This is a genomic window from Rhizobium ruizarguesonis, from assembly GCF_012349115.1.
Taxonomy (GTDB): Bacteria; Pseudomonadota; Alphaproteobacteria; order Rhizobiales; family Rhizobiaceae; genus Rhizobium; species Rhizobium ruizarguesonis.
Map to the genome: position 1 here is coordinate 1 of NZ_PQIG01000091.1, position 22,492 is coordinate 22,492.

Consider the following 22,492-nt stretch of genomic DNA (forward strand, 5'->3'; position numbering starts at 1 on the left):
CCTCGACAAGATCGACCAGAACCTGCAGAAGGCCATGGCGTAAGCCGGCCTTTCCGAGATAACATCGAAGCGGCGGGGATTTCCCCGCCGTTTTCATTTTGGGAGAATGAACCGATGACGGCCATCCTGCGACCGCTCGAATCCTCGGACCGTGCCGCTTGGGAACCCTTGTGGGAGGCCTATCAGCGCTTCTACGAAGTGGTCATCCCGCCCGAAATCACCGATCTCACCTGGGCTCGCTTCCACGATCCTGACGAACCGATGCATGCGCTCGGCGCGTTCGATGAAGACGGCCATCTTGTCGGCATCGTGCATGCCATCTTTCACCGCTCCTGCTGGCTGCCGCAATGGACCTGCTACCTGCAGGATCTCTATGTCGACAACAGCCAGCGCGGGCTCGGCACCGGTGCCGCATTGATCGAGGCCGTCGCCGACCTCGCCCGCGCCAACGGCGCAGGCAGGCTCTATTGGATGACGCACGAAACCAATGCAACGGCGCGGCGGCTCTACGACAGGATCGCCGAGCGCTCGGGTTTCATCCAGTACCGCAAGGCGCTTTAAAGGCCTGGGGTTGCACAAAGGCCCCGCCGCACTATTGATTCCGGGGAACGGCAAGGCCGCAAAATAACGGGAACACGAGGAGGATCTCATGACTGAAGAACTGGTATTCTATACGAACCCCATGTCGCGCGGCCGCATCGCGCGCTGGATGCTGGAGGAGATCGGCCAGCCCTATCGCACCGAACTCCTTACCTTCGGCGAAACCATGAAGGCGCCGGAATATCTCGCGGTCAATCCGATGGGCAAGGTGCCGGCAATCCGCCACGGCGATACCATCGTCACCGAATGCGCGGCGATCTGCGCCTATCTCGCTGAGACCTTCCCCGAAAAGGCCCTGGCGCCGAGGCCGGAGGAGCGCGCCCGCTATTACCGCTGGATGTTCTTTGCCGCCGGTCCTCTCGAATCGGCGGTAACGATGAAGGGTCTCGGCTTCGAAATTCCGAAAGACCGCCTGCGCATGGCCGGCTGCGGCGGTTTCGGCGATGTCATGAACACGCTCGAAATGGCGGTCTCCGGCTCCACCTACGTCACCGGCGAGCGCTTCACCGCCGCCGACGTTTATGTCGGCTCCCATATCGGCTGGGGCCTTGGTTTCGGCAGCATCGAAAAGCGCCAGGCCTTCGTCGACTATTTCGGCCGCATCAGCGAGCGTGAAGCCTACAAGCGCGCCAATGCGCTGGACGACGAGGCCGGCAAGACGATGCAGGCCGCCTGACCGCCAATCCCGGCGCGGCCAGACCGGCGCGCCGGGAATATCAGCCGTCAGACAAGCGGCATGTGAATGTCCGTCAGAAGCTCGGTCGGCGGAACCTCGCGCGGATTGTTGAGATATTCCTCGAACATGACCCTGTCCTTCAGCTGCCGGCCGGATTTCGGCAGCCATTCGGCAAAGAGCCACTGATAAGACTTCGGCATATTGGCATAGGGCCCCTTGTGGCGCAGCACCGCATAATCGCCGCCCTCGATCTTGCGCCGCTCGAACGGCGCATCGGCCGGCACGTCGGCAGCGCCGGTGACGCAGGCGATCGAGCGCAGCTTTTCCTCCGGCACGATATCGGGATCGTCGAGATAGACGCCGATCATCCGCATGTCGGGCTTGGCGAGGCCGCGGGCGTAAAGCGTGCCGAACAGCGTCTCGAAGGCCTTGTCGATCTGCATGTAGGAACCGGTATGGGCAACGCCGATCAGCTCGATCGGCGCGACCTCACGTATGGTAACGTCTAACATGACTTTGGTCTTTCCGTTGGGTGAGGGCTCATAGGCTGTGTGGCTTCCCTCTCTCCGATAGCGGGCCGGCGGCATGCCGTAGACCGACTTGAAGATACGATTGAAGGATTGGAGATTGGGATAACCTGATCGCTTCGCAATTTCACTGACGGCAAGTTCCGTGCCGACGATCTCGCCCGCCGCGTGATGCAGCCTGAGCCGCTTGACGGTGGCCGCCAGCGTCTCGCCGTAAATCGCCCGGTAGATCCTGTGCCAATGATAGCTCGACATGCAGGCGATTTCGGCAAGGCGCTCCATATCCAGCTCCTCATCCAAGTGGTCGTGAATATAGGCCGAAACCCGTCTCAGACGGTTTTCATAAAGTGCCCATGCCGTTTCGCCATTCATGTCGAACCTCGTGCAAATCGATCGGCTTGAGAGAACCATAACCCGATTTGACAAATCCTGCGGACTTGAACCTTCGGCGAATCCTGCGTAGACCGGAATTCCGGCTCGAACTCAAAAGGAATGATAGATGCCGGATTTTTCAACATTAATGCTCTTTGCCGCCGCAGCGCTGGTGCTGACCGCCACGCCCGGTCCCGACATGCTGCTGATCGCCTCTCGCAGCATCAGCCAGGGACGCGCTGCCGGTTTCCTGACCTATGCCGGCATCGCGCTCGGCACCTATTGCCACGCCCTTGCCGCAGCCTTTGGGCTGTCGCAGCTCTTCATGACCGTCCCGGCCGCCTATGAGACGGTGCGCTGGGCCGGCTGTTGTTATCTTCTCTATCTCGCCTACAAGACGGTCCGCTCGGAAGGCGCCGCCTTTCAGCCGGCATCGACGCTGAAGCGGTTGTCGGGCCGGCGTATCTTCTTTGCGGGCCTTGCCACCAATCTGCTCAATCCGAAGATGGCGCTCTTCGTCATGGCGCTCTTTCCGCAATTCGTGAATGCGTCAGCCGGATCGCTGACGGTGCAGATGCTGATACTTGCAAGCATCCTGAACGGCATCGGCCTCGTCGTGAATGGCGCCGTGATTTTCCTCGGAAGCACGATCCGTTCGAGACTCCAATCGGCGAGCCGTTTCCCGAAGTTGCCGCAATATATCCTGGCAACGGTCTTCACCGGACTCGCCTGCCGCCTTGCATTGCAGCCGCGAAGCTGAACATCGAGCGACCACGGCCGTTGAAAACAAAACCGGCTGCGAAATCCATGATCTCGCAGCCGGTTTGAATTTTCAAACTGTTGTCAGGCGGCAGTTCAGCCGGCAAGTGCCACGGCAACCGCCTCGATCGCTTCATCGGCCTTCGAGCCGTCGGGGCCGCCGGCCTGCGCCATGTCGGGGCGCCCGCCGCCGCCCTTGCCGCCGAGGGCGGCAGATGCGATGCGGACGAGATCGACGGCGCTGTAGCGCTGCACGAGATCCGGTGTCACCGCCACGACAGCACTTGCCTTGCCGTCGTCGGACACGCCGACGAGGGCAACGACGCCGGACCCGATGCTGGTCTTGCCGTCATCGGCAAGTCCCTTCAAATCCTTGGGATCGACGCCCGAAATCGCCTTGCCGAGGAACTTGACGCCGGCGACTTCGCGCACGGCATCGGCCGAACCGCCCTGCCCGCCGCCCATGGCGAGCTTGCGCTTGGCGTCAGCCAGTTCCTTTTCAAGCTTGCGGCGCTCATCCATCAGCGCTTCAACACGCGACAGCACTTCGCCCGGCTGCACCTTCAGCGAGGCGGCAAGCGTCTTCACGCGTTCATCCTGTTCGGCCAGATATTCGCGCGCCGATTCACCGGTGACGGCCTCGATACGGCGAACGCCGGCGCCGACGGCGCTTTCGCCGAGAACGCGGATCAGCCCGATCTGGCCGGTGGCCCCGACATGCGTGCCGCCGCAGAGTTCGATCGAATAGGGCTTGCCGGCCTTGGCACCACGCACACCCTCTCCCATAGCCACGACCCGGACTTCATCGCCATATTTCTCACCGAACAGCGCCATCGCGCCTTCGGCGATCGCATCGTCGACGCTCATCAGCCGCGTTGTAACCGGCGAATTCTGCAGCACGATCTCGTTTGCCATATCCTCGACGATCTTCAGTTCCTCGGCCGACATCGGCTTCGGATGCGAAACGTCGAAGCGCAGGCGCTCGGGCGCGACCAGCGAACCCTTCTGGGCAACATGGGTGCCGAGCACTTCGCGCAGCGCCTCGTGCAGCAGGTGGGTCGCAGAATGGTTGGCGCGCAGCCGCGAACGGCGGGCGTGATCGACCGTCAGCACGACCGCATCGCCGTCCTTGAACACGCCGTCGACGACAGTACCCTGATGCACGAACAGGCCTTCGCCCCTCTTCTGCGTATCTGAAATCTCGATCTTGCCGTGGTCGGACGAGATCACGCCGGTATCGCCCATCTGGCCGCCGGATTCGCCGTAGAACGGCGTCTGGCTGACGACGAGCTGCACCTTGTCGCCGGCCTTGGCCTCGGTCGAAACCGCGCCCTCTTTGACGATCGCCTGCACGACGCCTTCAGCCGTTTCGGTGTCGTAACCCAGGAATTCGGTGGCACCGTGTTTTTCCCTAAGCTCGAACCAGACGGTTTCCGTCGCCTTCTCGCCGGAACCGGCCCAATGCGAGCGGGCTTCGGCCTTCTGGCGCTGCATCGCATCGGTGAAGCCGGAAATGTCGACGCCGATCTCGCGGGCACGCAGTGCATCCTGCGTCAGATCGAGCGGGAAGCCGTAGGTGTCGTAGAGCTTGAAGGCGGTCTCACCATCCAGCATGTCGCCCTTGGAAAGATCCGTCGTCGCGTCCGACAGAAGCGACAGGCCGCGCTCCAGCGTCTTGCGGAAGCGGTTTTCCTCCAGCTTCAGCGTTTCCGAGATCAGCGCCTCGGCGCGCACCAGTTCCGGATAGGCCCGGCCCATCTGCTGCACCAGCGTCGGCAGCAGCTTGTAGACCAGCGGCTCCTTGGCGCCGAGCAGCTGTGCATGGCGCATGGCGCGGCGCATGATGCGGCGCAGCACATAACCCCGGCCCTCATTCGACGGAAGCACGCCGTCGGCGATCAGGAAGGCCGAGGAACGCAGATGGTCGGCGATGACGCGGTGGCTGGCGCTGCCTTCCGCCTTGACGCCCATCGTGTCCTCGATGGTGCCGATCAGCGTGCGGAAGAGATCGGTGTCGAACACGCTCTGAACGCCCTGCAGAATGCAGGCCATGCGCTCCAGCCCCATGCCGGTATCGATCGACGGGCGGGGCAGCGGGTTGCGAACGCCAGGTTCGGTCTGCTCGAACTGCATGAAGACGAGGTTCCAGAATTCCAGGAACCGGTCGCCATCTTCCTCCGGTGAGCCCGGAGGGCCGCCCCAAACATTCTCACCCTGGTCGATGAAGATTTCCGAGCACGGGCCGCAGGGGCCGGTATCGCCCATCTGCCAGAAATTGTCGGAGGTCGGGATGCGGATGATCTTGTCGTCGGAAAAGCCGGCGATCTTCTTCCACAGCGTCGCAGCTTCCTCGTCCTCGGAATAGACGGTCACCAGCAGGCGGTTTTTCGGAAGGTCGAAGCCTTCGGTGACGAGCTTCCATGCAAGCTCGATCGCATTCTCCTTGAAATAGTCGCCGAAGGAGAAGTTGCCGAGCATCTCGAAGAAGGTCAGGTGGCGTGCAGTATAGCCGACATTGTCGAGGTCGTTGTGCTTGCCGCCGGCTCGCACGCATTTCTGCGAAGACGTCGCCGTCGAATAGGGGCGCTTTTCGAGGCCGGTAAAGACGTTCTTGAACTGCACCATGCCGGCATTGGTGAACATCAGCGTCGGGTCGTTGCGCGGCACGAGCGGGCTCGACGGAACGATCTCGTGGCCGTTCTTCTTGAAATAGTCGAGGAAGGTCGACCGGATATCGTTCACACCGCTCATGCTATGCCCTTCAATGCTGCCGGAGGCAGGTAAATTTAAATTCATCGGCTTTTAACGTTCACCCCCGCCACTGTCCAGCAGACAAACAAAACCGGCCGCATTCTCATCAGGAATGCGGCCGGTTGGAACTGTCCGATGAGTTTAGGCGCGAAAATTACATTTCCGCAGTGGCATCGCCATCGCCGTCATCGGGGTCCGGTCCGCCGTTCTGCAGGAAGCGGTCGGCGATCAGGCCGGCATTCTGGCGCAGCGACAGTTCGATCTCGCGGGCGAGATCCGGATTGTCGCGCAGGAAGGTCTTGGCGTTTTCGCGGCCCTGGCCGAGGCGCTGGCTGTTATAGGAGAACCAGGCGCCCGACTTTTCGACGATGCCGGCCTTGACGCCGAGATCGACCAGTTCGCCGGTCTTGGAAACACCCTCGCCATACATGATGTCGAACTCGACTTGCTTGAAGGGCGGCGCCATCTTGTTCTTGACGACCTTGACGCGGGTCTGGTTGCCGATCACCTCTTCGCGCTCCTTGACCGCGCCGATGCGGCGGATGTCGAGGCGCACGGAGGCGTAGAATTTCAGCGCATTGCCGCCCGTCGTCGTTTCCGGCGAGCCGAACATGACGCCGATCTTCATGCGGATCTGGTTGATGAAGATCACCATGGTGTTCGACTTCGAGATCGAAGCGGTGAGCTTGCGAAGCGCCTGGCTCATCAGTCGCGCCTGCAGGCCGGGAAGGCTGTCGCCCATCTCGCCTTCGATTTCGGCGCGCGGCGTCAGTGCCGCGACCGAGTCGACGACCAGAACGTCGACGGCGCCGGAGCGCACCAGCGTATCGGTGATTTCGAGCGCCTGCTCGCCGGTATCGGGCTGCGAGATCAGAAGGTTCTGCAGGTCGACGCCAAGCTTGCGGGCATAGACGGGATCGAGCGCATGTTCGGCATCGACGAAGGCGCAGATGCCACCCTTCTTCTGCGCTTCGGCAATCGTCTGCAGTGCAAGCGTCGTCTTACCGGAGCTTTCCGGCCCGTAGATTTCGATGATGCGGCCCCTCGGCAGGCCACCGACGCCGAGTGCAATATCGAGGCCAAGCGAGCCGGTCGAGATCGTCTCGATCTCGACAACATTCTCGTTGGAGCCGAGTTTCATGATCGAGCCCTTGCCGAACGACCGCTCTATCTGTGAGAGTGCCGCTTCAAGCGCCTTGCTTTTGTCCACCGATTTGTCCTCTACCAGCCGCAATGAATTCTGAGACATCCGATCCACCTTTAGGTTATTGAAGCCGCTCAAGCAATGTCGAGTTTGTACCCTATTTGTTCCATTCTCGCAATAGGCGACCAAACAGTTGAAAGAAAAAGGTAAAACGGCACGTGTTCTGTATTTGTTTTATCGATGAAAAGCAACGGCTTAAGCCAAAAGTGCCGACTCAACCGCCGCTAGGCGCACCGTATCGATTCGTCCTTCGGGCATCGGGAGAGCGGATCGGATGAAGAAAAAGATTCTTGTTCTCGGCGGCGCCCATATCGACCGGCGCGGCCGCATCTCCGGCGAGACGGCGCCCGGCGCCAGCAATCCCGGCACCTGGTTCGAGGAGCCGGGCGGTGGTGGCTTCAATGCGGCGCGCAACCTGGCAAGACTCGGTTTTCAGGTGACGATGATCTCACCGCGCGGCGGCGATCCGATGGGCGAGACGGTCGGAGAAGCTGCCGATTTCGCCGGCATCGACGACCGGCCCTTCGTCTTCCTCGACCGCAAGACGCCGAGCTACACGGCGATCATCGAAAAGGACGGCAATCTGGTGATCGCCCTTGCAGACATGGATCTTTACCGCTTCTTCGTGCCGCGACGTCTCTCCATCCGCTGGGTGCGGGAGGCCTTCGCCGCCCATGATTTCATCCTCTTCGACGCCAACCTGCCGGAAGAGACGATCGCGGCGATCGTCGCAAAGGCGCATTCTCTAGGCAAGCCCGTTGCGGCAATCGCCATCTCGCCTGCCAAGGTCGTCAGGCTGAAACCGTGCATCGGCGATATCGACTATCTGTTCCTGAATGAGGCTGAAGCGGCCGCCCTTGCCGGTGAGCGGCCGGAAGACGCCGCCGGCTGGCCGCCTTTGCTGAACGAGATCGGTATCAGGAACGCCGTCATCACCCGCGGCCGGCGCGAGCTCGTCGCGCTGTGCGAGGGTCGCCGCGCCGTGACGCTGCAGCCGCCGATCGCCGAGACCGTCGCCGATGTCACCGGTGCCGGCGATTCACTTGCGGCCGGCACGCTCGCCGCCTTGATATCAGGCCTGCCGCTCGAAGAAGCCGTTCGCCACGGCACCGCGGCTGCCACGCTGACGGTGCAGTCGCGGCATGCCGTCAACGAAAATCTGACACCCGATCTGCTGAATGAAGCGCTTGCCCTTGTTCCCAAGGTCAGAATTCTGCATTGAAGCGGCTAATTAAATAGTTGAGCATGATGTCGTTCGAGAACCGCTCGCACTTTTCGACATCATGCTCTGTCGATCACAGGACAAGACCATGACCAAGCCCATCTCCCCTCTTCTGCCGATCGCCTATTCGAAGGAAGTCGCCAGCGCCAAGCAGCGCGGCGCGCCGGTGGTGGCACTGGAATCGACGATCATCACCCACGGCATGCCCTATCCCGGCAATATCGAGATGGCCCGCAGCGTCGAGGCGATCATTCGCGAACAGGGTGCGGTGCCGGCAACGATCGCCGTCATTCACGGCACGCTGCATATCGGCCTTGAAGCCGCGGAGCTGGAGCAACTCGCCAAGGCGACCGAAGTGATGAAGGTGTCGCGCGCCGATCTCGCCTTCGCCATCGCCGAGCGCCGCACCGGCGCCACCACGGTTGCGGCGACGATGATTGCGGCGGCGCGCGCCGGCATCCGCGTCTTTGCCACAGGCGGCATCGGCGGCGTGCATCGCGGCGCCGAGGAAAGCTTCGATATATCAGCCGATCTCGAGGAACTCGCTCGCACCGGCGTCATCGTCGTCTGCGCCGGCGCCAAGGCGATCCTCGACATTCCGAAGACGCTGGAAGTGCTGGAAACCCGCGGCGTGCCTGTCGTCACCTATGAGAGCGAGGAATTCCCCGCCTTCTGGTCGCGCTCCTCGGGCATTCGCAGCCCGCTGTCGCTGAACAGTCCGGCCGCCATCGCCAATTTCCAGACGGTGCGCGAGCAGCTCGGCGTCGACGGCGGCATGCTCGTCGCCAACCCCGTGCCCGAGGCCGACGAGATCGCGCGCGAGGAGATGGAAATCTATATCGAGCGGGCGCTCGACAGCGCCGAGCGCGACGAAGTCACCGGCAAGGCGGTCACACCCTATCTTCTGTCGACCATTTTCGACCTGACGGATGGCCAAAGCCTCAAGACCAATATCGCGCTCGTCGAAAACAACGCGCGGCTCGCCGCTGAAATCGCGGTGGCGCTGGGTGAATGAAAGCCACGGGCTGCCGGTTATGCCGAGCAAGCCCCCTCTGCCCTGCCGGGCATCTCCCCCACGGGTGGGGAGATCGGCTGGAAGCACCGGCTTTCTGAACAAATGTCCCTTTCAACTCGGTGAAGCGTTGATGTGATGGGAAGCGTTCGCCCCTTGTGATCTCCCCACCTGTGGGGGAGATGCCCGGCAGGGCAGAGGGGGGGCCTACACGGCACGACCTCTCCGTCAAACCTCCCTCACCCGTCCAACGTCTCCTTGACGACGACCGCGAGCTGCTTCAGCGAAAAAGGCTTCGGCAGGAAGCCGAATTTCGCCTCCGGCGGCAGATTGCGGGCAAAGGCATCTTCGGCATAACCTGAGACGAAGATGAATTTCATATCTGGATAGGTCTTGCGCAGTTCGCGCAGCAGCGTCGGGCCGTCCATTTCGGGCATGACGACGTCGGAAACGACAATATCGACCTTGCCGTCGAGCTCTTCCAAGATGCTCAGCGCCTCGACGCCCGAGCCCGCCTCATGCACGGTATAGCCGCGCGTTTCCAGCATGCGCTTGCCGCCGCGGCGTACCGCCTCCTCGTCTTCGACGAGAAGGATGACGGCCGATCCCGTCAGGTCTTCCGGCTGCTGCGGCGAAACTGGCAGCGGCACCACTTCGGCCCCGGCGATGGCGCCGTCGATCGACCCCGCTTCTGCCGCCACTGCCGGCTCCGGGATGTGGCGCGGCAGGAAGACGCGGAAGGTCGTGCCCTTGCCGACTTCGGATTCCGGCTGGATATATCCGCCCGACTGTTTGACGATGCCATAGACCATGGCGAGGCCAAGACCGGTGCCCTTGCCGACATCCTTGGTGGTGAAGAACGGCTCGAAGATCTTGTCCATGATCTCCGGTGCGATACCGGTGCCATTATCGGCGACTTCGACAAGCACCATGTCCTCGGCCGGCATATAGGAATAGTTGAAGGCCGAGACCTCGGCGGCGGTCAGATTGCGAGTGCGCAATGTCAGCTTGCCGCCTTCGGGCATTGCGTCGCGCGCATTGACGCAGAGATTGATCAGCACCTGCTCGAATTGCGAAAGGTCTGTTTTGACAGGCCAGAGGTCGCGGCCATATTGCACGTCGAGCTTGACATTGGTGCCGGAAAGCAGCCGGTCGACCAGCATGCGCAGGTCGCCGACGACATCGGTGAGGTTCAGCACCGAGGGCCGCATCGTCTGCTTGCGCGAGAAGGCGAGCAGCTGGCGCACCAGCACGGCGGCGCGGTTGGCGTTGCGCTTGATCTCTATCAGGTCGGCAAAGCTGGCATCGGCCGGCCGCGCCTGCAGCAGCAGATGGTCGGCGGAAAGCAGGATCGCCGTCAGCACGTTGTTGAAATCATGCGCGATGCCGCCGGCGAGCGTGCCCACAGCATTCATCTTCTGCGTCTGCGCCATCTGCGCTTCCAGTGCCTTCTGCTCGGTCACCTCGACGGCATAGACGATCGCCGCTTCCTCGGGCGCCTCGTCGCTCTGGTCGATAACGGCATTGACATAGAAGCGGAAATAGCGCGCCTCGTCGGTCGGCGTGCGGGTGTCGAGGGGCGCGATGTCGCCCTGCCGGTCCTTGGCCGCCGCCAGCGCCGCGGCCAGTTGTGGCCGGTCGCTCTCCTGCACGATGGTTTCGAGATGCGGCGCCTTTTCGAGATCGTCGCGCGAAACGACGCCGGAAAACATCTTCAGGAACGGCGCATTGGTCCGCAAGATTCGCCCGTTGCCGTCGACCGAGGCGATCGCCATCGGCGTATTGTTGAAGAAGCGCGTGAAGCGCATGGCGGCGGCCGAAGCGGACTGGCCGCCGGCATCGCTCTTTTCACGCGCCAATACGATCGTCCGGCTTTCGCCGGGTGCGCCGTCGCGCATCGAGGTGACGCTATGGATGATCTGCACCGGCAGGCTCTGGCCGTTGCTCTTGCGCAGGTCGAGATCGAGCGTCACGGTCTTCTTCAGACCCGGTTCGGCCTGCACCGACTGGATCAGCGCCAGTCCCTCGCCCGCCACGACGTCGCCGATCGTCATCGAGCCCGGCACGAACTTGGTGAGGTCGAGGCCAAGCCATTCGGCAAGCGTCGCATTCAGGTAGAAGATCTCACCCTTCCTGCCGGCGGAAAAGAAGCCGGCCGGCGCGTGGTCGAGATAATCGATTGCGTTCTGCAATTCCTTGAAGAAGCGCTCCTGGTCGTCGCGCTCGGTGGTGATGTCGGTGATCTGCCAGATCTGCAGTGGCTTGCCGCCGTTCTCCTCCGGCTGCAGCAGCCGCGCCTTCAGCCGGTACCAATGCGCGCCGGAGCTGTTGCTGCCAGGCCCGACGGCGCGCAGCAGGCGAAATTCCTCCCGGCCTTCCTTGCCCTCGCGCAGGCCGTTGACCAGCCTGTAGAGCGCCTCGTTGGATTCGCGGTGGCGCGACAGCAGCGTTTCCAGCGTCTGCACCTCGGTCGCCTTGCGCGCGCCGGTCAGCGCGCCATAGGCGGCATTGGCATAGATGATCCGGCCTTTTTCATCGGTGATCAGCGTACCGTCTGGATGGCTGTTGAGGAAGGCGCGCGCCAGGCTGTCGGACTGGCGCTGCGGCATCACCTCGATGAAGCCGATAACCGAGGATACCAGGAAGAAAATGCCGACCATGGCAAGCACGCCGAGACCGCCAAGCACGACCTCGTTGTCGAGCGACTTTTTGAAGAAGACGAAGGCGCCCGCCGCCGCGATCAGCACGAGCGCCAGCAGAAGAATGCGCAAGACCGTGCCAGAACGCCCCCCACGATCCACAAGCGGTGCGTTATAGTCGTCGGCCTGACGCGGTTTCGTCATATATTCCTCACATAAGCCCTCCCGCTTCGTAGCACGAACACGAAGCAGGAATCAGGCACTCTTTCCTTCTTAGCAATTTGCCGCGTCGGCAAAAACACCGCTGGCCGGCAAGACTGCTTGAATTCACAGGCAACAGCGCCATCTGCCCCAGAAGCCCACCGCTGCCACCCGCGCGCAAGGTCGCCGGGTGCCAAGCAGCGGAACACGAAATCGCGTTCTCCCGTGACTGGACAGCACTAGCGGCCCTTGCCTAAGGAACGGAAAAGTCGTCAATATGTGCCGAATGCGAAATGGAGTAAGTGATTATGTTGGATGATGTTGTCGGAGCTTATGGCAGCCGTTTCCTGCTTGCAGCCGGTGGCGTCGGCCTGGCGCTTCTCCTGCTCATCATCGTGCTCTGGGTGATCCGCAGCCGGGCGCCCTCGCCCTTCGTGCGCGGCGGCCGCAACCGCCAGCCCCGCCTGCAGGTGCTGGATGCCGCAGCCGTCGATGCCCGTCGCCGGCTGGTGCTGGTGCGCCGCGACGACGTCGAGCACCTGATCATGATCGGCGGCCCGAGCGATATCGTCATCGAAAGCCGCATCCTGCCCGCGGCGGCCGAACAGCCGGACAGCGCCATCCACCCGCAGCCCGTCGAGCAGCGTCCGATATCCGTCGCGCGGCCTGAAACGCCGCCGGTCTCGCCACCGCGCCCGCCGGTCGCAGCCCGTGAGCCGGCCGCCGAGCCCTCTTTCTCCGCGCCGGTTTCGCCGGAGCCGCGCCCGCGCCCAGAACCGCCGGCCCAACCGCCAGCTCAGCCTGCCGTGGCACCCCCGGTGGTCACGAGCCCTCTTCCAGCAGAGCCGGTGACTGCTCCGCTGTCGGCCGAACGGGACAATCCTCTGCGCGCAGTCCCGCCCCAACCGCCCCAGCCGCGCCCGCTGGAGCGTCCCGTCGTTCCCCCTGCCGCGCAGCCCGCACCGTTCCACGATACCTCAAGTGCCGCCGAGATCCTCGATGCCGCCCGCCAGCGCGTGCTGCCGCAGCAGCGCATCGAACCCGAAGTCTCCGCCCCGCCTGTCCAGGAGATGCCGGCGGCCGCACGCGCCGCACCAGGTAGCGCCGAAGACGATTCGGCTGCGCAGTCGGCAGCAGCGAGCCGTCTTGATTTCCAGCGGGTGCTGGAACAGGAAATGTCGAACAATCTGACGGCCGAACGCATCGTGCCGGCGCCGGCAAACCAGGCGCCTCGGCCCGGAGCGCAGCAACCCGGAAACCTGCCGCGCCGCGATCCGGAAATGGCCCCGATCACCGGCGCCGATACCGATCTGCAAAAGGAAGTCGCCCGCATCTTCGGCGAGATGAGCGTCAACCGCGACAAGTGATCGGGCGCGACAAGTGAGCGGAAACGCACGTCCGACCTTCCTTCATCACCAAGTTGCATAAAAGCCGCAATGCGGCGACTTTCAGTTCCCGATGCGCCAGGGGACTCCATCTTGTGCTGATAATTTGTTATCGCTCCGGTTGAAGAGCGTTGGCGCATCGAGGTCATACTTTGCCTAAGTAAATACCGGTCTCACTCCAGTTTCACCCGTACTGCCGGGCAGCTACACGCTGACGGCGTATGAACATGTTCATCGGGTGGTGGCGAGAGACCGGTTTGGCATTGTTACAATGTGCCATGTGCAGCTCCGCTGTCTCAGCTCTTCAGCCGCCCACAACATCGCCACACCGCGCCCGCAGGGGTTTTCTCAAGCACCATCTTGGTGGACTTCCGAACGGAAGACCAAGACGGTATGTGCAATACGCTTCGGGTCCGATGGACCATTATTCCCAAGACAGCTCCCCAGCCTTGGATTGCATGCGGCGGATGCGGAGGCCTGAGAGCTTTCCAATCCAGCGGCAAGATCCGGCTCAACGCCAACGGTCGCAAGCTTGACGCTTGGCTTATCTACAAATGCCTGACCTGTGAAAGGACATGGAATCGGCCAATCCTCGAGCGCCGGAATGTTCGCGACATCGATCCTGCCGTCCTTGCTGCGCTGCAGTCCAACGATCCGGATTGGATCAGGGCAGAAACCTTCAACCTCGATGCTCTCCGACGCAGATCGCAGCGTGTGGACGAATTTGTCGAATTTGAAATCGCAAAGGAGATGCAGCGCGAAACTGCACATTGGACGAGATTGACAATCGAACTGTTGGTCCCGTTTCCAACGAGCATACGCCTTGACCGCCTGCTGGCGTCCGAGCTGAAAGTTTCACGCTCGCGGCTGCAGGCTCTTTACGATGAAGGCATGGTTCGGACAGATCCTGATCGAGCAGACGTCATGCGGCGGCGGATCAGGAATGGCACCTTGGTGTTGATTGACCTCGCCATGGAAGCTGACCGAGAGCAATCGTGGAAGCCTCTGGCGTCGGGAGATCCGCTGTAGTCGTCAAAACCCGCCGCCACAAAGACTCGAATCTCGGGGCCTTTGCGGCTTGTTCTCCAACACGCGGGACAATGGATAAACAAAAAAGCGCCGCGATCAGATCGCGGCGCCTATTCTGCTCTCATGCCTGCATGAAAACTCTCATTCGTCGCGATAGACTTTTTCGCGGCGTTCGTGACGCTCCTGCGCCTCGATCGACAGCGTCGCGATCGGGCGGGCGTCGAGGCGCTTGAGGCCGATCGGTTCGCCGGTTTCCTCGCAATAGCCGTAGGTGCCGTCTTCGATGCGCTGCAGTGCCGCGTCGATCTTCGAAATCAGCTTTCGCTGTCTGTCACGGGCGCGAAGTTCGATCGCCCGGTCTGTTTCCGACGACGCCCGGTCGGCGAGGTCGGGATGGTTTGCGCTTTCCTCGGCCAGATGGTCGAGCGTCTCACGCGCTTCTCTAAGGATATCATTTCTCCATGCAACCAGCTTGGCCCTGAAATAGGCACGCTGGTTTACGTTCATGAACTCTTCCTCTTCCGAGGGAACGTAATTGCTAAGATCGATCTTCTCACTCAACGCGATTCTCCTGAAGAACATCTCATCTGGCGGGGTGTATATCCCAAGCGCTAGCCGCGATTCAAGCCAAATACGACAGGTAAACAGATTTTTAAATCTGTCACAGTTTTCGGCTAACAGACTATTTTCTCATCATTATTCCGGCCTGCGTTTTTTGCTTCGCCTTCAAAACGCCATGTTATCAGCCGCGTTTTGGGCAGCTGGAGCAGCGCTGACGGTTGACGCCGGCCGATTGCAACCGCTACTGAAAAGGCCCGCTGGATCCTGGATTTGCCCATGACCGTACCCCTGCCTCCGCCCAACCGCATCTATCTCCTGCGCCACGCCAAGGCCGCCCAGGCCGAACCCGGACAGCGCGATTTCGACCGGCCGCTCAACGAAAATGGCTTCGGCGATGCCGAAATCATCGCCGACAAGGCCGCCGACAAAGGCTACCGTCCCGATCTTCTGATCAGTTCGACCGCGCTGCGCTGCCGCGGTACCGCCGATGCGGTGTACCGGGCGATGGGCCTTACGCTCGAGGTTCGTTATGTCGACGCGCTCTATAACGCCACGGTCGACAACTATCTCGAGATCATCGATGCGCAGGACGAGGCTGCTGTCATGCTGGTCGGCCACAATCCAACCATGGAGCAGGCGCTGGAGGCGCTGATCGGCCATGAGGCGATGGCAGGCGCTCTTCCCGGCGGCTTCCCGACGGCTGGCCTTGCCGTGCTCGATTTCGATGCTTCGGCCACCGCCTGGCGCCTCACCGATTTCGTGGTCGTCTGAAGACTTCAGAGCAATTCCAGCAAAACTGTGCCGCGGTTTTGCCAGGCAAAGCGCGAAGCGCTTTTGCCGGGAATTGCGTGAAAACAAGGAAATAGAGCATTTCCGTGATTCGAAGAAAAACGGAAATGCTCTAGCCTCGCGTCTTTTGCGGGCGGCGCGCCCTCCCTATATTGCGGGGCAGTCACCAACCGGATTAGCGCCTTGCCGCCACGCCTGACATCCCTCGCCGACGATGCCCGCATCGCGTTCGATAATCTCGCCGACCGGGCGAGCGGCCTCGTCAATCCGACCGTGCGGCTCGGTGTCACCGGCCTTTCCCGCTCCGGCAAGACGGTGTTCATCTCCTCGCTCGTCCACAATCTCCTGCATGGCGGCCGCCTGCCGCTGTTCGAACCGGTCCAATCAGGCCGCGTCTCGGCGGTACGGCTGGAGCCGCAGCCCGACGATGCCGTGCCGCGCTTCCAGTACGAGGACCATATCCGTGCGCTGGTGAAGGACCGCATCTGGCCGGATTCGACTCGCGCCATCTCGGAGCTGCGCATCACGCTGGATTATCAGAGCGCCAGCGGCTGGAACCGGTTGTTTTCGCCCGGCCGCCTTTCGATCGATATCGTCGATTATCCCGGCGAATGGCTGCTCGACCTGCCGCTGCTCGGCAAGGATTACCGCACGTTCAGCGAGGAAACGTTGGCACTTGCCGAAACCGGCGTCCGCTCCGAGCTGTCGAGCCCATGGCTGGCGCTGACGCGCGCCACTGACATCCATGCCGGCGCCGACGAGATGATCGCCCGCGACCTCGCCACCGCTTTTGCCGATTATCTCAAAGCCTGCAAAGCCGACGAACGCTCGCTTTCCACCCTGCCGCCTGGCCGCCTGCTCCTGCCCGGCGATCTCGATGGCTCGCCAGCATTGACCTTTGCGCCGCTGGCTCTGCCGCCGGACGGGCGTCCCGGCCGCAGCTCGCTCTGGACGATGATGGAGCGGCGCTACGAGGCCTATAAATCCGTCGTCGTCAAACCCTTCTTCCGCGAGCATTTCGCCCGTCTCGACCGCCAGATCGTCCTGGTCGATGCGCTGCAGGCGATGAACCGCGGCCCCGAAGCCGTGCAGGATTTGGAGCGCGCGCTGACCGATGTGCTTGCCTGCTTCCGCCCCGGCACCAATTCGCTGCTCTCCTCCCTGCTCGGGCGGCGCATCGACCGCGTACTGGTTGCCGCTACCAAGGCCGATCATCTCCACCATGAAAGCCACGACCGGCTCGACGCGCTGACCCGCCGCCTGGTGGACCGCGCCATCGACCGCATCGGCATGGCCGGTGCCGGCATCGACGTCATGGCGCTTGCCTCCGTGCGGGCCACCCGCGAGGCGACCGTCAAGCGTGACGGCCATGAACTGCCGGTCATTGTCGGCACGCCGATGGAAGGCGAAACCATTGCCGGCGAGCGCTTTGACGGCCAGAGAAAGACCGCCATCTTCCCCGGCGACCTGCCGGAGGATCCGGAAAGCCTGTTCGACCGCATCGCCTCGGGCGAGACCGGTGTGCAACTGCCCGATGTCAATGTCGTCAGGTTCCGCCCGCCGCACCTTGAGGAAACCGGCGGCGGTATCAAGCTGTCGGTGCCGCATATCCGCCTCGACCGCGCCATGCAGTTCCTGTTCGGAGACCGTCTCGCATGAGCAAGCCACCGTCCGATCCGCCGCGCCGCGCACCCGCCGCCTTCAGCTATGAGGACGAGGCTGCTGAGCTGCGCGACAACGGCCGGCAGGGAGAGCAGCGGCGCAAGCCAGAAAGCTTCTCCGAAAATATCGTCGTGACATCTGACGAGGACGATCCCTTCCTCAATCCCGACAAGGATCTGAGCGCGGTCCCCGTTGCAACGCCGGCGAGACGTCGGACCTCCTTCGGCAAGATCGCCGCCGGCGCCTTCGGCATCCTGCTGTCGCTCGCCATCGGACTCTGGACCGATAGCCTGATCCGCGATCTATTCACCCGTGCCGACTGGCTGGGTTATGCGGCCCTTGCCGTGCTGGCGGTCGGCATTCTCGCCATACTCGCCCTCGTCATCCGTGAAACCATCGGCATGATGCGTCTTGCCGCCGTCCAGAAGATCAAGGCCGAAGCCGAGGCGGCGATCCTCGAGACTCGGCCGGCCAAGGCGCGCGCTGTCGTCGCCCAGCTGACTGCGCTGCTCTCGGCAAATCCCGAGACATCGAAGGGCCGTGCGACGCTGAAGGCGACCGAGGGCGAGGTCATCGATCCCCCGCATCTGATCGCGCTGGCCGAGCGCGAACTGCTTGCTCCGCTCGACCGCAAGGCCCGCGCCCTGATCGTCAATGCCTCCAAGCGCGTCTCGATCGTCACGGCCGTCAGCCCGCGCGCCGTGGTCGACCTGCTCTACGTGCTCTATGAAGCCGTGCGCCTCATTCGCGCCATGGCCGAGCTTTACGGCGGCCGTCCCGGCACGCTCGGCATGTTCCGCCTGCTGCGCGACGTGCTGGCGCATCTGGCCGTCACCGGCTCGATCGCCGTCGGCGACAGCCTGGTGCAGCAGGTGCTCGGCCATGGACTGGCCTCCAAGCTCTCAGCCCGACTGGGCGAAGGCGTCATCAACGGCCTGATGACCGCCCGCATTGGAATCGCCGCGATGGATCTCTGCCGTCCGCTCGCCTTCCGCGCCCTGAAGCGACCGGGAATCGGTGATTTCATCGGCGATCTCACCCCGTCCATGTCGCCGCGCGGCAACAATCCTTGAACGAAACAGCGATTCCGCAGCTTTCGCCTCCCCTTGCGTAATGCCAGAGAAATTTCAGCAGATTCAAGGATCTAGTGACGGGAGTTTAAAATCGCCGTCGCACGAAAGCCGTGCGCCGCCTCGCATTTCGGCACAATTGAAAGGAAGGATTAACCATTCTTCGGCAAAACTTGCAGCCAGTTCGTGAGTGGTGTTTGCCAAGGAAAATCCATGTATTCGCGCAAGTTTCTCATCGTATGCGGGTTGGCCGCCGCGGCATTGTCTCCCGTCGCCGATGTCGCTCCGGCAGCCACTGCTGCAACCCGTGACAAGGCGTTCTTCGATTCCGTCGCCGGCTCATGGAAGGGGCCTGGCGAAATCGTCGCCGGCAAGTACAAGGGCACGAAATTCACCTGCAACCTGATCGGTGAGCCCACCGGCGACAGCAGCGCCGGCATCAAGCTCGACGGCACCTGCCGCGTCGGCGTCTTCAAGCAGCCGATGACCGCCGTCATCTCGCAGTCGGGCTCGACCTACAAGGGCAAGTTCCTCGACGGCGCCGCCGGCAAGGGCCTTGACGTCGTCTCCGGCGCCGTCTCCGAGGATACTGTCGTTGTCGGCATCAACCGCGCCAAGCTGAATGGCGCGATGATCGCCCGCGTGCGCGACGACAAGACGATGAACGTCACCGTTTCGGTCAAGGTCGAAAGCCAGATGGTGCCGGTCATCGGCCTGACGCTGACCCGCCAGGTCGACGAGATGGCCGTCGGTTCCATCGAGTAGACAAACCCTACAGTGGATTTTCCTGAAGCGGCGGGTTTCCCGCCGTTTTGCGTTTCAGGTCCCCTTGCTTCGGGCGCTCAGCCACCAGTCGCGACTACCGTCGGCGACCTCGATTCCGGTCACCTCGGCATCCGACAGCCACTCACTCACCGCCCTGCCCCTGACGAGCAGACCCGGCGCGATATCGGCAAGCGGCATCAGCACGAAACCGCGATCGGTCATGCGCGGATGCGGCAGTTCCAGCCGCGGCGCGTCCTGGATCACATCGCGATAGGTCAGCACGTCGATATCGAGCGTGCGCGGCCCCCAGCGCTCGATGCGCTCACGTTTCATTTCCCGTTCGATCGACAGGCAGACATCGAGCAAAGCCTCAGGCTCCAGCCTGGTCTCGACGGCAGCGCAGGCGTTGAAGAAGAAGGATTGGTCCGTCTTGCCCCAGGGCGGCGTGCGATAGAGCCGCGAGACCGCCGTAACCCGACAGTCGTCCCGTCCGTCCAGCCTCTGCAGCGCGGCCGCCATCGCCTTTACGGGGTCGCCGATATTGCCGCCGAGACCGAGTGTGGCGGATTGCCATGCGGCCTCAGGCAAAATGTTCAACGCTCACCTGCACGAAATCGAGCACGCCAGGCACCGGCGCGTTCGGCTTGCGCACCGTGATCTTCGCCCGCCGCACTTGCGGGAATGTCTCGCAGAGCCCCTTGGCGATATCGAGCGCCAGTGCCTCGATCAGGTAGCGCCGTTTGCCCGTAACGATCTGCTCGATCACGGTGAAGGCGACACCGTAGTTGACGGTATCGTTGATCGAATCGCTTTCCAGCGCCTCGCCGGCGACGACATCGAGCTCGGCATCGACGAAGAAACGCTGACCGAGGAATTCCTCCTCGTCATGCACGCCGTGGCGCGCGAAGAAGGCGCAGTTCTGCAGCGTAATCGTGTAGGTGGTCATGTCGGCCGCTTCCTCTCGAATTCCTGGCGCGCATTGAGCATAGCATCGGCGATATCGAGCGCATCCCTGTTGATTGCGACATTGTGCACGCGGAAAACCGCAGCCCCTTGAAGTCTGAGCAGCGCGCTGGTCGCAGCCGTCGCCGCATCCCTGTCCTGCGCCTCACGCCCCGTTACCGCGCCGAGGAAGCGTTTGCGCGACGTACCGGCGAGCAGCGGCAGACCGAAGCGGGAAAGTTCGGAAAACCGCGCCATCAGCTCCAGGTTTTCTTCCGCCGTCTCCTTGGCGAAGCCGAAGCCCGGATCGAGCACGATGCGATCGCTGTTGACGCCTGACGCAGCGGCGATCGCAAGCGATCGCTCGAGGAAATGCACCTGGTCGGCAATCACATCGACAAGTTTTACCCTGTCGCGACCGGTATGCATGATACAGAGTCCGGCTCCTGTCACTGCGGCGATATCAGCGATATCGGGCTCCTTCTGCAGCCCGAAGACGTCATTGACGATATGGGCGCCGGCACTGATTGCAAGCCGCGCCGTTTCGGCGCGATAGGTGTCGATGGAAATCAGCGCCTGGGTGCGGCCGCGTAGCGCCTCGATGACGGGCAGCACGCGCGCCTGCTCCTCGGAAGGGCTGACGGTTGCTGCGTTCGGCCGGGTCGATTCACCGCCGATATCGACAATTCCGGCACCCTCGCTCACCGCCCGCAGCGCCTGCTCGACCGCCGCATCGACGGTTTCAAAGCGTCCGCCGTCGGAGAAGGAGTCCGGCGTCACGTTGATGATCGCCATGATCGTCGAACGACGGCCGAGTTCGATCTCCCGGCCATGGCCGACACGCCACAATCTGCCTTCGAGCCCTGTCACCAGACTTATCCCATTGGAGACGAAAAAAGCACCATCCGATATTGCGCTTGTGGTGGCTATGCCCCAAGCTCCCGTCGATTTCAACACGGGTTGCGTTCAGAATGCCGCTTGCAGTGCGTTATATGGTCCTTCCTATCGCCTTTTCCATTGCTCTTTCCCTCTGCAGCCCCGTGGCAGCCGAAGTGATCGCATCGAAAAGCTATTCTTATTTCGACATTCGCGGCACAACCGCGGATGAGCTCGACCGCGAACTCAGCCGGCGCGGGCCGACGGCGAGCGGCTCTTCGGCGCGTCATCCCGGCGCCACGAAGATCCGCTTCGGCGGCGAAGCAACCTATATTCAGGATAACGGGCGCTGCCGCGTCGGCAACGTCAAGGTCACGGTCCACACCCAGATCATCCTGCCGCGCTGGAGCAGCCGCAGGGGCGCCAGCAAGGAGCTGTCGATGATCTGGGACGCTCTGTCGAGCGATATCAAGCGCCACGAGGAGCGCCACGCCGAGATCGCCCGCGATCAGGCCCGCGCCATGGAGCGCGCCATCCGGGCGCTGCCGCAGCAGCGCGGCTGCGAAGCCATGCAGGAACTCGTCTCCGACGAATCAGCTCGCGGTATAGAGGAGCACGACCGGCAGCAGGCGCGATTCGACCGGGTCGAGGCGGTCAATTTTCAGAAGCGCATGTTGCGGTTGCTGAACAATCGAATCAATGGTCGAGCCGGCGCAAAATAAGGCTTTTTCAGTTTGGTTGCGAGCGGAAAACCTTAGCTGCACAACGAAACTTGTGCGAAACTTGCACCCTCCCCAGCGATTGAATGGTCATTTTTCATCCTGGCAGACTCAACCGGAACGCGTTAATATGAACACATTCGAAAGTTCAGGTACGGCATCTGCACTTTCATCGCTGGGTTCTCCTGGCGCGTTCCGAAGCCGCGGATGTTCCTCCCTCATCCGTAGGTAATGCGCCCGCCTCGCCTCGCTCGCTCTAGCGCGCGAGGCGTCTTTTTTGATATCGGATTTTTCGGCGACGTTTGAAGCGCAGCGCGCTTCAGGCCTGGCGTTCCGGCACGTGCACCACGAGCCCGTCATAGACAGCCTTCATCCGGATCTGACAGGACAGCCGCGAGGTCGGGCGTACATCGAAGGCGAAGTCGAGCATGTCCTCTTCCATCGCTTCCGGCTGGCCGACCTTCTCCGTCCACTCCTCGTCGACATAGATATGACAGGTCGCGCAGGCGCAGGCGCCGCCGCATTCGGCCTCGATGCCGGGCACCGAATTGCGCACGGCATTCTCCATCACGGTGGAGCCTTGGTCGACGTCGAGGTCGAAGCGCGTGCCGTCGAACGCGACGATGGTAAGTTTGGGCATCAGAACTATTTCCGGTCTTCAGGTGGATGGGCGGATTTTCTTCCGACAATTCGACGCGTCAGTCAACATTGGGAAATCCGCGACAACCTCG

Annotated in this window: 21 protein-coding genes; 12 read left to right on the top strand and 9 right to left on the bottom strand. The window is 62.3% G+C overall.

Annotated elements, in window-relative coordinates; all coding sequences use genetic code 11:
- Positions 1-114: 114 nt before the first annotated feature.
- Both C3Y91_RS23245 and C3Y91_RS23250 read left to right on the top strand, forming a co-directional pair.
- The gene (locus C3Y91_RS23245; protein ID WP_168575835.1) at positions 115-561 is read left to right on the top strand and encodes a GNAT family N-acetyltransferase; all 447 of its coding nucleotides are present in this window, start codon (positions 115-117) and stop codon (positions 559-561) included.
- Positions 562-649: 88 nt separating this feature from the next.
- Positions 650-1,276 (top strand): glutathione S-transferase family protein, encoded by a 627-nt coding sequence (locus tag C3Y91_RS23250; protein WP_130661679.1) that lies wholly within the window; start codon positions 650-652, stop codon positions 1,274-1,276.
- Between the two features lie 47 nt (positions 1,277-1,323).
- Here the strand turns inward: C3Y91_RS23250 and C3Y91_RS23255 are convergent, their stop codons facing one another.
- Positions 1,324-2,175 (bottom strand): AraC family transcriptional regulator, encoded by an 852-nt coding sequence (locus C3Y91_RS23255; RefSeq protein WP_168575836.1) that lies wholly within the window; start codon positions 2,173-2,175, stop codon positions 1,324-1,326.
- Positions 2,176-2,302: 127 nt separating this feature from the next.
- Here C3Y91_RS23255 and C3Y91_RS23260 point away from each other — a divergent pair, with 127 nt between their 5' ends.
- A complete protein-coding gene (locus C3Y91_RS23260) occupies positions 2,303-2,935 on the top strand; it encodes a LysE family translocator (protein WP_130655642.1) in 633 nt (210 codons plus the stop codon).
- A 95-nt stretch (positions 2,936-3,030) separates the two neighbouring features.
- Here C3Y91_RS23260 and alaS read toward each other — a convergent pair whose 3' ends face one another.
- Both alaS and recA read right to left on the bottom strand, forming a co-directional pair.
- A complete protein-coding gene (gene alaS / locus C3Y91_RS23265; protein ID WP_130664676.1) occupies positions 3,031-5,685 on the bottom strand; it encodes an alanine--tRNA ligase in 2,655 nt (884 codons plus the stop codon).
- Positions 5,686-5,839: 154 nt separating this feature from the next.
- Positions 5,840-6,934, bottom strand: coding sequence for a recombinase RecA (recA, locus tag C3Y91_RS23270; RefSeq protein ID WP_003540131.1), 1,095 nt, complete (start codon positions 6,932-6,934; stop codon positions 5,840-5,842).
- A 229-nt stretch (positions 6,935-7,163) separates the two neighbouring features.
- Here recA and C3Y91_RS23275 point away from each other — a divergent pair, with 229 nt between their 5' ends.
- Positions 7,164-8,111, top strand: a complete 948-nt coding sequence (locus C3Y91_RS23275; RefSeq protein ID WP_018483693.1) for a carbohydrate kinase family protein — start codon at positions 7,164-7,166, stop codon at positions 8,109-8,111.
- An 88-nt stretch (positions 8,112-8,199) separates the two neighbouring features.
- Positions 8,200-9,126 carry a pseudouridine-5'-phosphate glycosidase gene (locus C3Y91_RS23280; protein WP_026170914.1) on the top strand — a complete coding sequence of 309 codons (927 nt, stop codon included), beginning with the start codon at positions 8,200-8,202 and terminating at the stop codon, positions 9,124-9,126.
- A gap of 236 nt (positions 9,127-9,362) precedes the next feature.
- On the opposite strand, the gene cckA is transcribed toward C3Y91_RS23280, so the two are convergent.
- Entirely contained in the window at positions 9,363-11,966 is a 2,604-nt protein-coding gene (gene cckA / locus C3Y91_RS23285; protein WP_018072293.1) for a cell cycle histidine kinase CckA, read from the bottom strand.
- A gap of 305 nt (positions 11,967-12,271) precedes the next feature.
- On the opposite strand from cckA, the gene C3Y91_RS23290 reads away from it, so the two are divergent.
- Positions 12,272-13,330 (top strand): flagellar biosynthetic protein FliO, encoded by a 1,059-nt coding sequence (locus C3Y91_RS23290; protein WP_174827109.1) that lies wholly within the window; start codon positions 12,272-12,274, stop codon positions 13,328-13,330.
- A 411-nt stretch (positions 13,331-13,741) separates the two neighbouring features.
- Entirely contained in the window at positions 13,742-14,377 is a 636-nt protein-coding gene (locus C3Y91_RS23295; RefSeq protein WP_018072295.1) for a DUF1062 domain-containing protein, read from the top strand.
- A 141-nt stretch (positions 14,378-14,518) separates the two neighbouring features.
- Here the strand turns inward: C3Y91_RS23295 and dksA are convergent, their stop codons facing one another.
- Positions 14,519-14,938, bottom strand: a complete 420-nt coding sequence (gene dksA / locus C3Y91_RS23300; protein ID WP_017964517.1) for an RNA polymerase-binding protein DksA — start codon at positions 14,936-14,938, stop codon at positions 14,519-14,521.
- A 276-nt stretch (positions 14,939-15,214) separates the two neighbouring features.
- On the opposite strand from dksA, the gene C3Y91_RS23305 reads away from it, so the two are divergent.
- The 4 genes from C3Y91_RS23305 (at position 15,215) to C3Y91_RS23320 (ending at position 19,224) form a co-directional block, all read left to right on the top strand.
- Positions 15,215-15,709: a SixA phosphatase family protein gene (locus tag C3Y91_RS23305; protein ID WP_018072296.1), complete on the top strand. Its 495-nt coding sequence runs from the start codon at positions 15,215-15,217 to the stop codon at positions 15,707-15,709.
- Between the two features lie 201 nt (positions 15,710-15,910).
- Positions 15,911-17,386, top strand: a complete 1,476-nt coding sequence (locus C3Y91_RS23310) for a YcjX family GTP-binding protein (protein ID WP_018072297.1) — start codon at positions 15,911-15,913, stop codon at positions 17,384-17,386.
- Positions 17,383-18,462, top strand: coding sequence for a YcjF family protein (locus C3Y91_RS23315; protein WP_130655647.1), 1,080 nt, complete (start codon positions 17,383-17,385; stop codon positions 18,460-18,462). Before C3Y91_RS23310 ends, C3Y91_RS23315 begins: the two co-directional genes overlap by 4 nt.
- 210 nt (positions 18,463-18,672) lie before the next feature.
- Complete coding sequence (locus tag C3Y91_RS23320; RefSeq protein ID WP_017964521.1) at positions 18,673-19,224, top strand: hypothetical protein; 552 nt, start codon at positions 18,673-18,675, stop codon at positions 19,222-19,224.
- A gap of 54 nt (positions 19,225-19,278) precedes the next feature.
- Here C3Y91_RS23320 and folK read toward each other — a convergent pair whose 3' ends face one another.
- The 3 genes from folK to folP are packed head-to-tail and all read right to left on the bottom strand — an operon-like array spanning position 19,279 to position 21,036.
- Positions 19,279-19,812, bottom strand: coding sequence for a 2-amino-4-hydroxy-6-hydroxymethyldihydropteridine diphosphokinase (gene folK / locus C3Y91_RS23325; protein ID WP_024321841.1), 534 nt, complete (start codon positions 19,810-19,812; stop codon positions 19,279-19,281).
- A complete protein-coding gene (gene folB / locus C3Y91_RS23330) occupies positions 19,805-20,170 on the bottom strand; it encodes a dihydroneopterin aldolase (RefSeq protein ID WP_017964523.1) in 366 nt (121 codons plus the stop codon). Before folB ends, folK begins: the two co-directional genes overlap by 8 nt.
- Positions 20,167-21,036, bottom strand: coding sequence for a dihydropteroate synthase (folP, locus tag C3Y91_RS23335; protein WP_018072300.1), 870 nt, complete (start codon positions 21,034-21,036; stop codon positions 20,167-20,169). The genes folB and folP overlap by 4 nt, the downstream gene beginning before the upstream one ends.
- 101 nt (positions 21,037-21,137) lie before the next feature.
- Between folP and C3Y91_RS23340 the strand changes: the two genes are divergently transcribed.
- Complete coding sequence (locus tag C3Y91_RS23340; RefSeq protein WP_024321842.1) at positions 21,138-21,764, top strand: DUF922 domain-containing Zn-dependent protease; 627 nt, start codon at positions 21,138-21,140, stop codon at positions 21,762-21,764.
- Between the two features lie 316 nt (positions 21,765-22,080).
- On the opposite strand, the gene C3Y91_RS23345 is transcribed toward C3Y91_RS23340, so the two are convergent.
- A complete protein-coding gene (locus C3Y91_RS23345) occupies positions 22,081-22,401 on the bottom strand; it encodes a 2Fe-2S iron-sulfur cluster-binding protein (RefSeq protein WP_024321843.1) in 321 nt (106 codons plus the stop codon).
- Positions 22,402-22,492: the final 91 nt, after the last annotated feature.

Coding starts and splice junctions, on each gene's coding strand:
- C3Y91_RS23245 (WP_168575835.1), top strand. CDS start 115: ATGACGGCCATCCTGCGACCGCTCGAATCCTCGGACCGTGCCGCTTGG.
- C3Y91_RS23250 (WP_130661679.1), top strand. CDS start 650: ATGACTGAAGAACTGGTATTCTATACGAACCCCATGTCGCGCGGCCGC.
- C3Y91_RS23255 (WP_168575836.1), bottom strand. CDS start 2,175: ATGAATGGCGAAACGGCATGGGCACTTTATGAAAACCGTCTGAGACGG.
- C3Y91_RS23260 (WP_130655642.1), top strand. CDS start 2,303: ATGCCGGATTTTTCAACATTAATGCTCTTTGCCGCCGCAGCGCTGGTG.
- alaS (WP_130664676.1), bottom strand. CDS start 5,685: ATGAGCGGTGTGAACGATATCCGGTCGACCTTCCTCGACTATTTCAAG.
- recA (WP_003540131.1), bottom strand. CDS start 6,934: ATGTCTCAGAATTCATTGCGGCTGGTAGAGGACAAATCGGTGGACAAA.
- C3Y91_RS23275 (WP_018483693.1), top strand. CDS start 7,164: ATGAAGAAAAAGATTCTTGTTCTCGGCGGCGCCCATATCGACCGGCGC.
- C3Y91_RS23280 (WP_026170914.1), top strand. CDS start 8,200: ATGACCAAGCCCATCTCCCCTCTTCTGCCGATCGCCTATTCGAAGGAA.
- cckA (WP_018072293.1), bottom strand. CDS start 11,966: ATGACGAAACCGCGTCAGGCCGACGACTATAACGCACCGCTTGTGGAT.
- C3Y91_RS23290 (WP_174827109.1), top strand. CDS start 12,272: ATGTTGGATGATGTTGTCGGAGCTTATGGCAGCCGTTTCCTGCTTGCA.
- C3Y91_RS23295 (WP_018072295.1), top strand. CDS start 13,742: ATGTGCAATACGCTTCGGGTCCGATGGACCATTATTCCCAAGACAGCT.
- C3Y91_RS23305 (WP_018072296.1), top strand. CDS start 15,215: ATGACCGTACCCCTGCCTCCGCCCAACCGCATCTATCTCCTGCGCCAC.
- C3Y91_RS23315 (WP_130655647.1), top strand. CDS start 17,383: ATGAGCAAGCCACCGTCCGATCCGCCGCGCCGCGCACCCGCCGCCTTC.
- C3Y91_RS23320 (WP_017964521.1), top strand. CDS start 18,673: ATGTATTCGCGCAAGTTTCTCATCGTATGCGGGTTGGCCGCCGCGGCA.
- folB (WP_017964523.1), bottom strand. CDS start 20,170: ATGACCACCTACACGATTACGCTGCAGAACTGCGCCTTCTTCGCGCGC.
- C3Y91_RS23340 (WP_024321842.1), top strand. CDS start 21,138: ATGCCGCTTGCAGTGCGTTATATGGTCCTTCCTATCGCCTTTTCCATT.
- C3Y91_RS23345 (WP_024321843.1), bottom strand. CDS start 22,401: ATGCCCAAACTTACCATCGTCGCGTTCGACGGCACGCGCTTCGACCTC.